Origin of the sequence: Streptococcus sp. KHUD_015, from assembly GCF_051106265.1 — a bacterium.
Taxonomy (GTDB): domain Bacteria; phylum Bacillota; class Bacilli; order Lactobacillales; family Streptococcaceae; genus Streptococcus.
Genome location: NZ_CP193665.1, coordinates 1,136,377 through 1,151,032, shown reverse-complemented (window position 1 = coordinate 1,151,032; position 14,656 = coordinate 1,136,377). Strand labels below are relative to the sequence as shown.

At 41.2% G+C, this 14,656-nt stretch carries 11 protein-coding genes; 9 read left to right on the top strand and 2 right to left on the bottom strand.

What is annotated here, in order from left to right; all coding sequences use genetic code 11:
* Positions 1-6 precede the first annotated feature (6 nt).
* From ACORHU_RS05240 to ACORHU_RS05210, 7 genes are all read left to right on the top strand, one after another.
* Entirely contained in the window at positions 7-360 is a 354-nt protein-coding gene (locus ACORHU_RS05240; protein WP_031365520.1) for a potassium channel family protein, read from the top strand.
* On the top strand, positions 360-1,565 hold the full coding sequence (locus ACORHU_RS05235; protein ID WP_420789638.1) for a chloride channel protein: 1,206 nt from the start codon (positions 360-362) through the stop codon (positions 1,563-1,565). The genes ACORHU_RS05240 and ACORHU_RS05235 overlap by 1 nt, the downstream gene beginning before the upstream one ends.
* Positions 1,552-2,313 carry a hypothetical protein gene (locus ACORHU_RS05230; protein ID WP_143188770.1) on the top strand — a complete coding sequence of 254 codons (762 nt, stop codon included), beginning with the start codon at positions 1,552-1,554 and terminating at the stop codon, positions 2,311-2,313. The genes ACORHU_RS05235 and ACORHU_RS05230 overlap by 14 nt, the downstream gene beginning before the upstream one ends.
* Before the next feature lie 48 nt (positions 2,314-2,361).
* Positions 2,362-3,036, top strand: coding sequence for an MFS transporter (locus ACORHU_RS05225; RefSeq protein WP_239682356.1), 675 nt, complete (start codon positions 2,362-2,364; stop codon positions 3,034-3,036).
* 60 nt (positions 3,037-3,096) lie between these two features.
* A complete protein-coding gene (gene adcAII, locus ACORHU_RS05220; RefSeq protein ID WP_049534036.1) occupies positions 3,097-4,014 on the top strand; it encodes a zinc-binding lipoprotein AdcAII in 918 nt (305 codons plus the stop codon).
* A 7-nt stretch (positions 4,015-4,021) separates the two neighbouring features.
* Entirely contained in the window at positions 4,022-7,120 is a 3,099-nt protein-coding gene (locus tag ACORHU_RS05215; RefSeq protein ID WP_434363801.1) for a pneumococcal-type histidine triad protein, read from the top strand.
* Positions 7,121-7,359: 239 nt separating this feature from the next.
* Positions 7,360-10,878 (top strand): pneumococcal-type histidine triad protein, encoded by a 3,519-nt coding sequence (locus ACORHU_RS05210; RefSeq protein WP_434363800.1) that lies wholly within the window; start codon positions 7,360-7,362, stop codon positions 10,876-10,878.
* Positions 10,879-11,131: 253 nt separating this feature from the next.
* Here the strand turns inward: ACORHU_RS05210 and ACORHU_RS05205 are convergent, their stop codons facing one another.
* Both ACORHU_RS05205 and ACORHU_RS05200 read right to left on the bottom strand, forming a co-directional pair.
* On the bottom strand, positions 11,132-12,697 hold the full coding sequence (locus ACORHU_RS05205) for an ATP-binding cassette domain-containing protein (RefSeq protein ID WP_434363799.1): 1,566 nt from the start codon (positions 12,695-12,697) through the stop codon (positions 11,132-11,134).
* Positions 12,698-12,752: 55 nt separating this feature from the next.
* A complete protein-coding gene (locus tag ACORHU_RS05200) occupies positions 12,753-12,944 on the bottom strand; it encodes a hypothetical protein (protein WP_228112168.1) in 192 nt (63 codons plus the stop codon).
* Positions 12,945-13,358: 414 nt separating this feature from the next.
* Between ACORHU_RS05200 and ACORHU_RS05195 the strand changes: the two genes are divergently transcribed.
* Both ACORHU_RS05195 and nth read left to right on the top strand, forming a co-directional pair.
* Entirely contained in the window at positions 13,359-13,901 is a 543-nt protein-coding gene (locus ACORHU_RS05195; RefSeq protein WP_153196708.1) for a YceD family protein, read from the top strand.
* Positions 13,901-14,530: an endonuclease III gene (nth, locus tag ACORHU_RS05190; RefSeq protein ID WP_153196710.1), complete on the top strand. Its 630-nt coding sequence runs from the start codon at positions 13,901-13,903 to the stop codon at positions 14,528-14,530. Before ACORHU_RS05195 ends, nth begins: the two co-directional genes overlap by 1 nt.
* Positions 14,531-14,656: the final 126 nt, after the last annotated feature.

Here is a 14,656-nt window from a genome sequence, read left to right as displayed (position 1 = left end):
AATACCATGAAAGCGAATCTTAGAAAAAAGAAACCTTTGCAGGTTTTGTGGCATATTGTCAAGGTAACCCATTTTTCCAATTTTATCCTGTCCTTTGTCTGTTATCTCTTTCTGGCAGCCCTGATCTTGTTGTTTACTGAGCCTGCCATTGAGACTTTCGGAGATAGTATTTGGTATTCTTTCGTGACCTCGACCACTACGGGCTATGGGGATATTGTGGTGACAACAGCCATCGGCAGGATTGTCAGTGTTATCCTGTCTCTCTATGGCCTCCTCTTTTTCGGCTGTCTGTCAGGGATTGTGGTGACCTACTATATGGAGATGAACAAGCTCTTGCCCAAGGAGGAGGATCAAAAGTGATGAAGAAACAAAATCTTAGGATCCTGCTTTCGGGCTTCTGCTTGAGCAGTCTGATTGCCCTAGTTGCCTTTCTCTTTCTGATGGCTGAAAAATTTGGCAGCCATCTATTGTGGGAAAGCTGGGGGCATTCTGTGCCCTTTCCCAACCTTTATAAAGGTCTCTTGCTCTTGGTGGGTGGCTTCTTGGTCTTTGCCCTCAAACGAAAGTGGGGGAGTCTGCCTAGAACCAGCCATGAGCTGATGGAGGAGCTGAAAGAAGGTCAGACCGTCAATTACCGCCATACTTGGCGCAGCCTGGTCTTGGCCCTACTCATCCTTGTAATGGGAGCAGGAGTTGGGCCAGAGGCCCCTTTGTTGGGGGCAGTCATTGCCTACTCCATCTGGCAGGCGGATAAGCTCCGTTACCTAGAAGCTAATAGAGAGCAGCTGAAGCACCTGCCCCTCCAAGATAAGTTTGTCAGGCTTTTCCATCCCAGTCAATACCTGCTGACCTATCCAGCCAGCCAGAAGGGAACGGATAAGAAGAAGCGCTTGTTTTTCATTGTCAACGGCCTGATTATTTTTGTCCTGCTGATGCGGATGACCGAGCAACCTTCCTTTATCACCAAACTGGGTGACAGCCAGTGGCAGATGGCGGAATTGGTTTTGATTTTGCCCCTCATGCTCTATGGCTTCCTCTTTGGTAAAGTCTACTATTGGCTGATGAAAAAGATAAAAGCTGTCTTGAAGGCGTATTCCTTGCCTCTCTTTGCTAAAGTCATGCTTGGTGCAATTGCCATCTTTGGAATTGCGGTTTTTGCGCCCAGCCTGCTCTTTTCTGGCCAGCATGCCATGCACTCAGTTGTGGAGATGGGGCTGGAGCTACCAGTCCTAGTTTTGTTTGGTCTGTCCCTTCTCAAACTTCTCTTTTTGGAAATCTGCCTGGAAACAGGCTGGACAGGCGGAGATATTTTTCCCATCACCTTTGCCAGCATCCTGCAGGGCTTTGCAGTGGCCCAATTGCTGCCAGGCTACGACCCCCTCTTTGTCGTTCTGGTTGTCAGCCTTTCTATGGCGGTCACCTTGCTGCAGAAGGAGTGGCTGGCAGGTATCTTCATCTCCCTCTTTTTCCCAGTCAAACTTTGGCCCATTGCCCTCATTCTCATCTTCATGTTACGGTGGATGGGTATAAAAGTGAAAGCAGGAAGAGTTCATGGTGAAGCCTAATTTCAGTCGGCTGCTCCATGGCTCTTGGGCTTTGCTTATCTTTGTCCTACTCATGCTCCAGCCGGCCATCTACCAGGGAATCATCAAAGCCAGTCTGACTCCCTCCATGGCCTATCTGGACGCCCTTTTGGCAGGTGAATTCGGCACCTTTATCAGCCAAAAACTAATTTGGATGGGAGTTTTCTTGATTCTTGCCTTTCTGGGTCAGCTCATCCTCTACTTTTGGGGAAATATGCACTTGCTGGGCATTTTGAAGAGAGAAAGAGGACTTAGTCCTTCCTTGATGCGCCTGACCTGGGCCTATTACGGGCTAATCTGGCTGATGGCTGGGGCTATTTTGGCTGTCCTGCTTGTCCTGATCATCCAGGGATGGCAGATTTACCAGCTATCTGGCGAGCTTGGACAGTATGATTTTCAAGCGACTGTTGAACAGATTTTAGACAAGCTGCGGAGCCTTAGTTTACAAAGCCTTGGGGACATGGAAGCGACTTTGAAAGCCATTTGGACCATTTTAAAAGAAAATGCCCCCCTCTATAAAGTGCTACGAGAAGGGATTGCTACCCTAACTCAGATTGAACAAGTCATCGGAACCTCTTACTTCTTACTTTCTGGACTGTCAATCTATATGGTTTTGGAGAATCTATTCTTCTATACCTTACGAGTAAAGAAGTCTCAACTTCTGATGATTGGGCAACATCTGATAGAAAAGGGGAGCAGGAGTAGCCTCCTTTCAAAAAAAATTCTTTGAACCATTCAATTATTTACTCCCTAGCAAAACTTATGCTATACTAGGTGTATGAAAAACTCTAGTAACAAGAAAAAATCATTCTTTTTATTGATTGGTGTGATGATGATGGGGGCCGTGATGCGGGTCCCATTTACTGCGATTCCAGCTGTTTTGACGGATATTGCGGCTGGCCTGGGTGTTTCAGTCAGTGACTTGGGCATTTTGACTTCTCTGCCCCTCGTCATGTTTGCCCTTTGTTCTTCCCTGGCTCCTGGCTGGGCGGCTCGATTGGGTCTGGAAAAACTCTTGGGCCTGGCCCTCTTGGTCATGACAGCTGGCTCCCTGCTTCGGATTGTAGGTGTAGCAGGGCTCTTTCTTGGAACCATCCTAATCGGTATTTCAGTGGCCATTATCAATGTCCTCCTGCCCAGTCTGGTCTCCGTGCATTTCCCACTTAAGGTTGGGCTCTATACCACCGTCTATATCACCATGATGGGCTTAGCGGGAACGGTCGGTTCAATGGTGGCTGTACCGATTGTAGAAGCTAGTTCCTGGCAGACCTTTGTTATCCTATTGACCCTCTTTGTTGGCCTAGCGGCCCTCATCTGGTTGCCAAACTGGTCCTACAACCATCGCTTTGAGCAAGCCTCCAAAACGACCAAGCAAGGATCACTTTTGAAAAACAAGGCGGCCCTGATTTTTATATGTGAAAGAAATTTCAAATTTTTTCTAAAAATAGCTTGACAGATTAAATTTTTAGGAGTAGAATGTTTACCAGTTAATTAAATAGTTAAGGGGTTATCCATGAAAAAACAAAGTTTATTTTTAGTATTGTTAAGTGTCTTTCTTTTGTGTTTAGGGGCTTGTGGTCAAAAGGAAAGTCAGACAGTTAAAGGGATGAAGATTGTGACCAGTTTTTATCCTATTTACGCTATGGTCAAGGAAGTATCTGGTGACTTGAATGATGTTCGGATGATTCAGTCAAGTAGTGGGATTCACTCCTTTGAACCTTCAGCGAATGACATTGCAGCCATCTATGATGCAGATGTCTTTGTTTATCATTCGCATACGCTCGAATCTTGGGCAGGAAGTCTGGATCCCAATCTAAAAAAATCCAAAGTTAAGGTTTTAGAGGCTTCAGAGGGAATGACATTGGAACGTGTCCCTGGTCTAGAAGATGTAGAAGCAGGGGATGGAGTTGATGAAAAAACGCTCTATGATCCTCATACTTGGCTAGATCCAGAAAAAGCTGGTGAAGAAGCGCAAATTATCGCTGATAAACTTTCAGAGGTGGATAGTGAGCATAAAGAAACTTACCAGAAAAATGCGCAAGCCTTTATCAAAAAAGCTCAAGAATTGACTAAGAAATTTCAGCCTAAATTTGAAAAAGCGACTCAGAAAACATTTGTAACACAGCATACAGCCTTTTCTTATTTAGCTAAGAGATTTGGACTTAATCAACTTGGTATTGCAGGTATCTCTCCTGAACAAGAACCAAGTCCAAGACAACTAACAGAAATTCAGGAATTTGTTAAGACCTATAAGGTTAAAACGATTTTTACAGAAAGTAATGCTTCTTCAAAAGTAGCTGAAACTCTTGTCAAATCAACAGGTGTGGGTCTTAAAACTCTGAATCCTTTAGAGGCAGACCCACAAAATGACAAGACTTACCTAGAAAATCTTGAAGAAAATATGAGTGTTCTAGCAGAAGAATTAAAGTGAGGCAAGAATGAAAATCAATAAAAAATATGTAGTTGGTTCAGTGGCGGTCCTTGCCCTAAGTGTTTGCTCCTATGAACTTGGACGTTATCAAGCTGGTCACGTTAAGAAAGATTCGAATAGAGTTGCTTATATAGACGGTGATCAGACTGGTCAAAAGGCAGAGAACTTGACACCAGATGAAGTCAGTAAGAGAGAGGGCATCAATGCCGAACAAATTGTTATTAAGATCACTGACCAAGGTTATGTGACTTCTCATGGAGACCATTATCATTACTATAATGGCAAGGTTCCTTATGATGCTATCATCAGTGAAGAACTGCTGATGAAAGATCCGAATTATCAGTTGAAGGATTCAGACATTGTCAATGAAATCAAGGGTGGCTATGTGATTAAGGTAGACGGGAAATACTATGTTTACCTCAAGGATGTGGCTCATGCGGACAATATTCGGACAAAAGAAGAGATTAAACGTCAGAAGCAGGAACACAGTCATAATCATGGAGGTGGTTCTAACGACCAGGCGGTAGTTGCGGCCAGAGCACAGGGACGTTATACAACGGATGATGGTTATATCTTTAATGCATCTGATATCATCGAAGATACAGGTGATGCCTATATCGTTCCTCATGGCAATCACTTCCACTATATTCCTAAGAGTGACTTGTCTGCCAGTGAATTAGCTGCTGCCCAAGCCTTCCTATCTGGAAAAGGTGGTCAATTAAGTACAGTTGAATACCGTTCAAGCAGAGGCGAAACAAGATCTACTGTCAGAACGAGTCAATCTGAAACTCCTCAAAATCCTGCAACAACTCCTGAGAGTCAAAATGAGGATTTAGCCAGTCTTCTTCAAGAATTATACGCTTTGCCTCTGAGCCAACGTCATGTGGAGTCTGATGGATTGGTATTTGACCCAGCACAGATTACAAAACGTACAGCTAATGGTGTGGCAGTTCCTCACGGAGATCATTTCCATTTCATTCCTTATTCACAAATGTCTGCCTTGGAAGAAAAATTGGCTCGAAATCTTCCAATTGGAGGTCAGCCAGTTCAAGGTCGTTCTGACAATCCGAAACCAAGCAGTTCTGAGAAACCAAGTTTAACATCAAGTTCAACGATTAAACCAAACTTTAATCTCAATACGCAATCACCAAATCGAGGAACTGGAGGCGCCTATACAACGGATGATGGGTATGTCTTTAGTCCGACAGATGTGATTGAAGATACAGGAGACGCTTTTGTTGTACCACACGGCAATCATTTCCACTATATTCCTAAGAGTGATTTGTCTGCAGGAGAACTGGCTGCAGCCCAAGCTTATTGGAATGGTAAACAGGGCTCTCATTCTTCTACAAACTCAAGTAAACCAAGTAGTGATAATGCTAAACCAGTCCGACCAAGTTTGACAGAGACTCCAAACCTGACTGTCACCCCAACATATCATCAAAATCAAGGGGAAGACATTCCGACACTCTTACGTGAATTGTATGCCAAGCCTTTATCAGAACGTCATGTGGAATCGGATGGTCTAGTCTTTGATCCGGCACAAATTATCAAACGTACAGCTAACGGTGTCGCTGTGCCTCACGGAGATCATTATCACTTTATTCCTTATTCGCAAATGTCACCGCTGGAAGAAAAATTGGCTCGTATGATAGCTATCAAGGGACAAAATGGCAGTGTCTTGCCAAGTGTTACTCCTCTGAAGCCAGCCCCTACTACCAAACCTCAAGTACCAGCGGAAAATAAACAGACTGAACTTGATGTCAACCAGGTTGTTAGAAAAGTTGGCGAAGGATATATTATCGAGGATAAGGGCGTTAGTCGTTATGTTCTAGCTAAAGATTTGGCCAAGGATAAGATTGATGCTATTGAAAATCTCCTGTCTAAGAAAACTCAAGAGACACACGCTCTAGTTGCGAAGAAAGAAAATGTCGCTCCTCGTGATCAAGAATTTTATGATAAAGCATATAAATTGTTGACCGAGGCCCATAAAGCCTTGTCTGAAAATAAGGGTCGTACTTCTGATTTCCAAGCCTTGGACAAGTTAGCAGAACGCTTGAATGATGAATCTTCTAATAAAGGAAAATTGGTAGATGACTTATTGGCATTCCTAGCACCAATTACCCATCCAGAGCGACTTGGAAAACCAAATGCTCAAATTGCTTATACAGACGATGAAATTAAATTAGCGAAATTAGCAGGTAAGTATACAACAGAAGATGGATATATCTTTGACATTCGTGATATTACCAGTGATGAGGGAGATGCTTATGTAACTCCGCATATGACCCATAGTCATTGGATTAAGAAAGAGAGCTTGTCTGAAGCTGAAAGAGTGGCAGCCCAGGCTTATGCTAAAGAGAAAGGTTTGACACCTCCTTCAACAGAGAATCAGGGTTCAGGAAATACTGAGGTTAAAGGAGTAGAAGCAATCTATAATAAAGTGAAAGCAGCTAAGAAGGTCCCACTTGATCATATTCCTTACAATCTACAACATACTGTTGAAGTTAAAAATGGTAGCTTGATTATACCTCATTACGACCATTACCATAACATTAAATTTGGTTGGTTTGACGAAGGACTCTATGAAGCACCTAAGGGTTATAGCCTTGAGGATCTCTTTGCGACTGTAAAATATTATGTTGAACATCCTGAAGAACGTCCTCACTCAGATAATGGTTGGGGAAATGCCAGCGACCATGTTCGTAAAAATAAGGCAGACCAAGACAGTAAATCTGATGAAGATAAGGAAGATCATCATGAATCAGACGAGTCAACCCGTCCTGAATCCAATGACAAAGAAAATCATACAGATTCAACCCCTTCAGTAGATAATCTTTATAAACCGAGCACTGATGAAGACGAGACAGAAGAAGTATCTAAAGATACAACAGACGAAGCTGAAGTACCTCAAGTAGAAACCGAAAAAGTAGAAGCCAAACTCAAAGAAGTAGAAGCTCTACTTGCTAAAGTAACGGATGCTAGTTTGAAAGACAATGTGACAGAGAGCCTATCTGGTTTACGAAATAACTTGAGCCTCCAAACCATGGATAATAATGGTATCATGGCAGAAGCAGAAAAATTACTTGCTTTGTTAAAAAGGTAGTGAGTCAGTAACGACGAAATCAGAAGCATAAGTTTATCCTATTAAATCAAAATGATGTAAGAGTCAGTAGCAATACTGGCTTTTATTTTTTAAAATATTATAAAAATCTTGACAGATAATCTTAAAAAAGGTAAACTATTTACTGGTTAATTAATTGGTTAAATAACCAGTTTAGAAAAAACTGTTTAACCAAGCAAAAGAAGTTAAAAAGCTTCATCATTTATTGAAATGAGGGATTTATGAAATTCAGTAAAAAATATATAGCAGCTGGATCAGCTGTTATCGTATCTTTGAGTCTTTGCGCTTATGTGCTAAATCAGCATCGTTCGCAGGAAAATAAGGACGATAATCGTGTCTCTTATGTGGATGGCAGCCAGTCAAGTCAGAAAACTGAAAACCTGACACCAGATCAGGTTAGCCAGAAAGAAGGAATTCAGGCTGAGCAAATTGTTATCAAGATTTCAGATCAGGGTTATGTTACATCACACGGTGATCACTATCATTACTATAATGGGAAAGTTCCTTATGATGCCCTCTTTAGTGAAGAACTTCTGATGAAGGATCCAAACTATCAACTTAAAGATGGAGATATTGTAAATGAAGTCAAGGGTGGTTATATCATCAAGGTCGATGGAAAGTATTATGTCTACCTGAAAGATACAGCTCATGCTGATAATGTTCGAACCAAAGATGAAATCAACCGTCAAAAACAAGAACATGTCAAAGATAAGGAGAAGGTCAGCTCTGATGTTGCTGTAGCAAGGTCTCAGGGACGCTATACAACAGATGATGGTTATGTCTTTAATCCAGCTGACGTTATTGAAGATACTGGTGATGCCTATATCGTTCCTCATGGAGGTCACTATCACTACATTCCAAAAAGTGATTTGTCTGCTAGTGAATTAGCAGCAGCCAAAGCTATTCTAGCTGGAAAAAATACGCAACCGAGTCAGTTAAGCTATTCTTCAACAGCTAGTGACAATAACACGCAATCTGTAGCACACGGATCAACTAGCAAGCCAGAAAGCAAAGTTGAAAATCTCCAAAGTCTATTGAAAGAACTCTATGATTCACCTAGCGACCAACGTTACAGTGAATCAGATGGCTTAGTCTTTGACCCTGCTAAGATTGTCAGTCGTACACCGAATGGAGTTGCGATTCCGCATGGCAACCATTATCATTTTATTCCTTACAGCAAGCTCTCTCCTTTAGAAGAAAAGATTGCTAGAATGGTGCCTATCGGTGGAACTGGTTCTACTGTCTCTACAAATGAAAAACCTCATGAAGTAGCGTCTAGACTAGGAAGTCTTTCAAACAATCCTTCTTCTTCAACGATAAGTAAGGAACTCTCTTCAACTTCTGATGGCTATATCTTTAATCCAAAAGATATCGTTGAAGAAACGGCTACAGCTTATATTGTAAGACATGGTGATCATTTCCATTACATTCCAAAATCGACCATAATTGGTCAACCGACTCTTCCAAATAATGGTCTAACAACACCTTCGCCATCTCTTCCAATCAATCCAGGAACTTCACATGAGGAACATGAAGAAGGTGGACATGGATTTGATGCCAATCGTATTATTGCTGAAGATGAAGCAGGATTTATCATGAGTCACGGTGATCACAATCATTACTTCTTCAAGAAGGATTTGACAGCAGACCAAATTAAGGCAGCGCAAGATCACTTGAAAGGTGCAAATACAGTAACACCAAGTACAGCTCATGATGATGAGCACGATGGTGATGATCATGGACATCATCATCGTGAAGAACACGATCATGGTTTTGATGCCAATCGTGTCATCAGTGAGGATGAGCAAGGTTTTGTCATGAGTCATGGTGACCACAATCATTACTTCTTCAAGAAGGATTTGACAGCTGAGCAAATTAAGGCTGCACAAGACCATTTAAAAACACATCATGATGCAGAGCCTGTAAAACCTCTTGCTAAAACGGTAGAGTCTTTCTCAAGAGATGCTAGTGATGAAGAAAAAATTGCTTATATTTCTAAAACATACGGAGTTCCACTTGAAGCTATTAGAATTTCAAACGGATTCTTTGTCTTTGGAAATCCAGACCAAGCCTACGATCCAACTCATATTCATCCTTACGCTGTTCGTAAGGAACACGTTCGGATTCCTCTTCAAACTGGAAATCCAGAACTTGATTTCCTAAATGAACTCTATACGACTGCCTTACGTGATGGTGTGTCTCCTTATAGTTTGCAGGTAGAAAATGGTAGTTTTGTGATCCCTCATGGTGACCACAATCACTACATCAAGGTTCAAACCAAGGGCTATGAAGTGGCTTTGAAAAATAAAATTCCAGCTCTACAATCCAACTACCAACCTGGAGCGTTTGATGAGAAGGTAGTTTTGGCAAAAGTAGACCAACTTCTAGCTGAAAGCAGAAACATCTATAAAGACAAACCTATCGAACAAAGACAGATTGAGTTAGCTTTAGGTCAGTTTACTGAAAACATGAAGAAACTGGCAACTAACTCTACAGCAGGTTATCTTGCAACACTGGATCTCTTTGATAAGCAATATATCCATATTGATGAAAGTGTCAAGCCTGTTAAAACAAGCGCTCTAGATAAGAAATATCAGGCCTTGATTGATAAAATCAATACACTGGATACAGACTCTTATGGACTTCCTAAGAAAGACCTTCTCGTTCGACTCCAGGAAGCTAAGTTGGCTAAAGATGAGGCTGCTTTAGCAGCGGTTGAATCACAACTTCAAGCTCTTCAAGACTTTAATGATCGAACAGGTGTTACAACTGTAGAATACATCAAGTACTTCTACGAACACGTAAATGACGGTCGTTTGAGTGATGAACTTCGAAACAAAGTAGCTCAGTTGACTTGGACCTTGTATCAATCTCAATCCTTCCTTAAGGCAGCAGAATTGAACAAATTATTCCCAAGCATCTATCAGGCAAAACAAGAAGTGGAAGAAGCTTTGAAAGCTCAACCAACTACTGCTAAATCGACTAAGACAGTTCTAGATACTGAAAAAGTTGATAATCAAAGTGCCAAGACAGCTATTTATGGCTTCTTGAAAGAATTGTACGGAGACTTTATGCCTGAAGAACATGTCAATCATGTTAGCAAGGAAGAAGTAGAAAGCCTCTTGAGCAAGGCAACTCAACTCTTGGAACAAATCCAAGAAGAAGGAATCAGACAATCCTTGGCAGAAGAAGTAGAAAATCTTAAAGCTGCTACAAACAAGGCTGATGCAGACTTGGATGAAGTAAACAGTCAGGTGAAAGATGTCTTGACTCGTATCGCTAGCGCCCTTCAACAAGAGAAGGAAAATACTGAGCAAGATCCTCAGACACTTGTACTCTATCAAAAACTCTATGATATCCTCATGTCGCTTCACGCTTACTTAGAAAACAATAAGGGTTCTGATGAGGACTTTGACAAGGTAGATGCTTTACTAGATCAACTTTCTGCCAAGAGTAAAGATAAGGCTGCTTTACTTGAATTGACAAAAGCTATTCTGGTCTTGAATCAAGAAATCAAGTCAAAATCAAGCGTAACTGAAGAAGCAACTCCAGCAGCAAAGTCTGAGAAGACCAGTACTGAAACTGAAACATCAGCAGCTGCGGAATCTAACAGTGAAACTGCCAGCGACGAAAACAAACCGAGCAACGCAACAGATTCTAAACCTGCTGAATCAACTTCAGAAAAGGAAACAACAGAATCTCCAACAAGTACTGGAAATCAAGAAAAACCAGTAGAGTAAAAAAGTTGGTAGTCGGAGATCTAGGAGATTTTGCCATTCAAGGCTGTTTCCCATTTCTCATTGTAATTATAAACCATGGCAACATAAGAAAACGAGCATTTCCAACTGAGGAGGTGCTCGTTTTTTGATAGTTAGAAGTAGTTTTTATCCGTCTATTTAGAGTTGATTACAAGAAATGATTGACTTGACTGTGAACATAAGATGTATCACCTATTATAATGTTCAAATAGCGCTCCAAAGCAAATAATTATCCTCATGAGTATAAATCTTCTAAATCAACGACTTCCAAACCATTTTCTGTCAAACGATAGATACTCGTACAGACCTCTTTTAAGAAACGACGGTCATGTGAAACAGTAATGAGACCACCAGGATAAGTGGCAAAGAGTTTTCTAATTTGGGGTTGAGAAGTTGGAGAAAAGTTTCGTGTGGGCTCATCCAGAAGGAGAAAGTTTGGTTTGCGCAAGACTAAATCCAAAAGCAGGAGTTTTCCCTGTTGCCCGCCAGATAAGGAGCGAATTTGATGCTGCATTTCTGGATAACTGAAATTGAGACTGGCTAAGTGAGATTGGATTTTCTGCAGTTCCTCTTTTTCCCCAGTTTTGCTGAGATAGGCTATTGGTGATAAATCTAATTGCAGTTTTTGGTGGTAATCTTGTGGCATATAACCAAGCGAAATCTCTCTTTTATCATTAAGAAGTTGCTGTAATTTGGCTAACAGAGTTGATTTCCCAATACCATTTGGGCCGATGATACCGATTTTTTCTTGCCCACGGACAGTTAGTTGTAGTTCTTGAGCTAAAACTCGGTCGTCAATGGACAAATTTTCTTTTTCCAGTTGGATTAAGACTTTAGATGCCGGTAATGGTTGAATGTCTGAGAAGAAAAGTCTGATTTCTTCCTCTTCAAGTGGTTTTTGGGTCATGGACTGAGCTGCTTTTTCGTAGCGTTTTTCTTGAGAGAGAACAGTTTTCATTTTTTTAGCCAATAGTCGCCCAGCAGTACTGTCTTTGGTAGCTCGAAGAGCAGTTTCTACGTTTTGTTTGACTCGGCGATGCTTTTCCATGGTTTTGTCATAGGCTCTCTGGTCGTTAGCAGCTTGCTGACTTTGTCTGACAAAATTAGCCTGTCTCTGCTCACTATAGTTCTCATAGTCTAAATGCTCTACTAGAGTTTCAGCTTCTTTTCGGTGCTTGACCAGTCGCAAGTGGACAATAGTATCTGCCGTTTCAGAAAGAAAGTCTTCATCATGGGAGATGAAAATAACGGTTTGCCGAATCTTTCGAATCTGACCTTTTAGCCAATCAACTGTTTCAAGGTCCAGGTCATTTGAAGGTTCATCTAAAAAGAGAATCGCAAAGGGTTTGGCTAACTCATGGATGAGCTGAATTTTCAAAGCTTCGCCCCCTGATAGACTGCCAATATTTTGGTCGCTAGCGAAACGATCGCTATCAAAATGCAATTCCTCAGCCAAACGATAGAGGATACTGTAGTCTAAATCAATAGAATCTAAAAAGAAGTAGTCGTGTAGACTTTTCTTTTTCAGCTCCTCGGGAAGTTTTTGAGGAATATAGGCTAGTGACTGATAGTCAGACTGGATGTCTCCCTTGATAGTGAAATCAGACAAATATTCCCCCATTAAAGTTTTAAGCAAGGTTGATTTGCCATTTCCTTCTTCGCCAATAATAGCGACCTTCTCTCCGTCTTGGATGGTCATACTGAGATCAGAGACAAGGTCTCGTAAATCTTTGTTTTGTGTGATGGTCAGGTGATTGATTTTTATCATATGATTGCCCTTTCTAGAATGTTGATAGTGCATAACAAAAAGCTCTACTTTACCTAGTAGAGCCCAAAGTCTATGTCAAAAAACTCTATTAATACTCTTCGAAAATCTCTTCAAACCACGTCAGCGTCGCCTTACCGTAGATATGGTTACTGACTTCGTCAGTTCTATCCACAACCTCAAAACAGTGTTTTGAGCTGACTTCGTCAGTCTTATCTACAACCTCAAACCAGTGCTTTGAGCAACCTGCGGCTAGCTTCCTAGTTTGATCTTTGATTTTCATTGAGTATAAAATGCCAGAAGAAAGAGCATAAAAGAGCACACAAAAAGAGACAAAAACAAGATCTACTAAATAAAGGTTCTTTATTTGATAGACTTAGTTGTTCATGTCTCACTTACCTCCGAGTATTGGTACCTCTATCCTATACCTTTCAGGATATTTTGTCAACAGAAAACTGGAAATTCAAATCTCTAAAATACCTCTAAAATACGAGTGGTAAGCATTAGTAATGAGTTCTTTATCTTCCATGTGAGCATCCTCCTTGCTCTGATGTATTATTGTCTATAGTATAGCATTGAAAAACAAAAACATAATAGTGAATATGTCAAAAATTTAAATTTTAATTACAAAGTTTGGTGGGCTGATTTGTAGCCTTTTCATGGTATAATCAAGAGAGTAAATCTTTATGGAGGAAGTATGAAATTAAATATTCAAGAAATTCGTAAGCAGTCTGAGGGCTTGCATTTTGAACAAACGTTAGACTTAGCCGCAGATCTGCGTGCACGCAATCAAGAAATTTTAGATGTAAAAGATATCCTTGCAGTTGGGAAAGTACAGTATGAAGACCGTATGTATTTCTTAGATTATCAACTATCTTATACCATTGTTCTTGCTTCAAGTCGCAGTATGGATCCAGTTGAGTTAGTTGAATCTTATCCAGTCACGGAAGTTTTCATGGAAGGCGCAACTAACCAGCTAGATCAAGAAGTTCTAGATGATGATTTGGTCTTGCCTATCAAAAATGGAGAACTTGACCTTGCTGAGAGCGTGTCAGACAATATCCTGCTTAATATCCCTATCAAGGTCTTGACAGCTGAAGAAGAAGCTGGTCAAGGATTTGTGTCAGGAAATGACTGGCAAATCATGACAGAGGAAGAATACCAAGCTCAACAAGCAGTTAAGAAAGAAGAAAACAGTCCTTTTGCTGGCTTACAAGGACTATTTGATGGAGACGAATAATGGTCTTGTCAAAAAAACGAGCACGAAAAGTGCTGGAAGAAATCATTGCTCTGTTTCCAGATGCCAAGCCCAGTCTTGATTTTACCAATAATTTTGAACTCTTGGTTGCGGTCATGTTGTCAGCTCAGACAACGGATGCAGCTGTAAATAAGGCCACGCCAGGTCTCTTTGCTGCCTTTCCAACGCCACAAGCCATGTCTTTAGCGACAGAGAGTGAGATTGCTTCACACATTTCTCGCCTGGGACTGTATCGGAACAAGGCTAAATTTCTTAAAAAATGTGCCCAACAGTTACTAGACGATTTTGATGGTCAGGTCCCTCAGACACGTGAGGAATTGGAGAGTTTAGCAGGTGTTGGTCGCAAGACAGCCAATGTTGTCATGAGTGTGGGGTTTGGGATTCCAGCTTTTGCAGTGGATACTCATGTGGAGCGTATTTGCAAACACCACGATATCGTCAAAAAATCATCGACGCCACTTGAGGTTGAAAAGCGGGTCATGGATATCTTGCCGCCGGAGCAGTGGTTAGCTGCCCATCAGGCCATGATTTATTTTGGAAGAGCTATTTGTCATCCTAAAAATCCAGAGTGTGACCAGTACCCACAATTATATGATTTTAGCAATTTATAAGATGGGGCTCAAAAGTTTTTGCTTGATTTTAGGTCTGCTTTGTGCTATAGTATTTGATAACTAAATATTCCTTTAAACCTGTCCCGTGAGGCAGGCAAGGAGCGTGATAAAGTAGAAGGGTGAAGT

Coding starts and splice junctions, on each gene's coding strand:
- ACORHU_RS05235 (WP_420789638.1), top strand. CDS start 360: ATGAAGAAACAAAATCTTAGGATCCTGCTTTCGGGCTTCTGCTTGAGC.
- ACORHU_RS05230 (WP_143188770.1), top strand. CDS start 1,552: ATGGTGAAGCCTAATTTCAGTCGGCTGCTCCATGGCTCTTGGGCTTTG.
- ACORHU_RS05195 (WP_153196708.1), top strand. CDS start 13,359: ATGAAATTAAATATTCAAGAAATTCGTAAGCAGTCTGAGGGCTTGCAT.
- nth (WP_153196710.1), top strand. CDS start 13,901: ATGGTCTTGTCAAAAAAACGAGCACGAAAAGTGCTGGAAGAAATCATT.
- ACORHU_RS05240 (WP_031365520.1), top strand. CDS start 7: ATGAAAGCGAATCTTAGAAAAAAGAAACCTTTGCAGGTTTTGTGGCAT.
- ACORHU_RS05210 (WP_434363800.1), top strand. CDS start 7,360: ATGAAATTCAGTAAAAAATATATAGCAGCTGGATCAGCTGTTATCGTA.
- ACORHU_RS05225 (WP_239682356.1), top strand. CDS start 2,362: ATGAAAAACTCTAGTAACAAGAAAAAATCATTCTTTTTATTGATTGGT.
- ACORHU_RS05215 (WP_434363801.1), top strand. CDS start 4,022: ATGAAAATCAATAAAAAATATGTAGTTGGTTCAGTGGCGGTCCTTGCC.
- ACORHU_RS05200 (WP_228112168.1), bottom strand. CDS start 12,944: ATGAAAATCAAAGATCAAACTAGGAAGCTAGCCGCAGGTTGCTCAAAG.
- adcAII (WP_049534036.1), top strand. CDS start 3,097: ATGAAAAAACAAAGTTTATTTTTAGTATTGTTAAGTGTCTTTCTTTTG.
- ACORHU_RS05205 (WP_434363799.1), bottom strand. CDS start 12,697: ATGCACTATCAACATTCTAGAAAGGGCAATCATATGATAAAAATCAAT.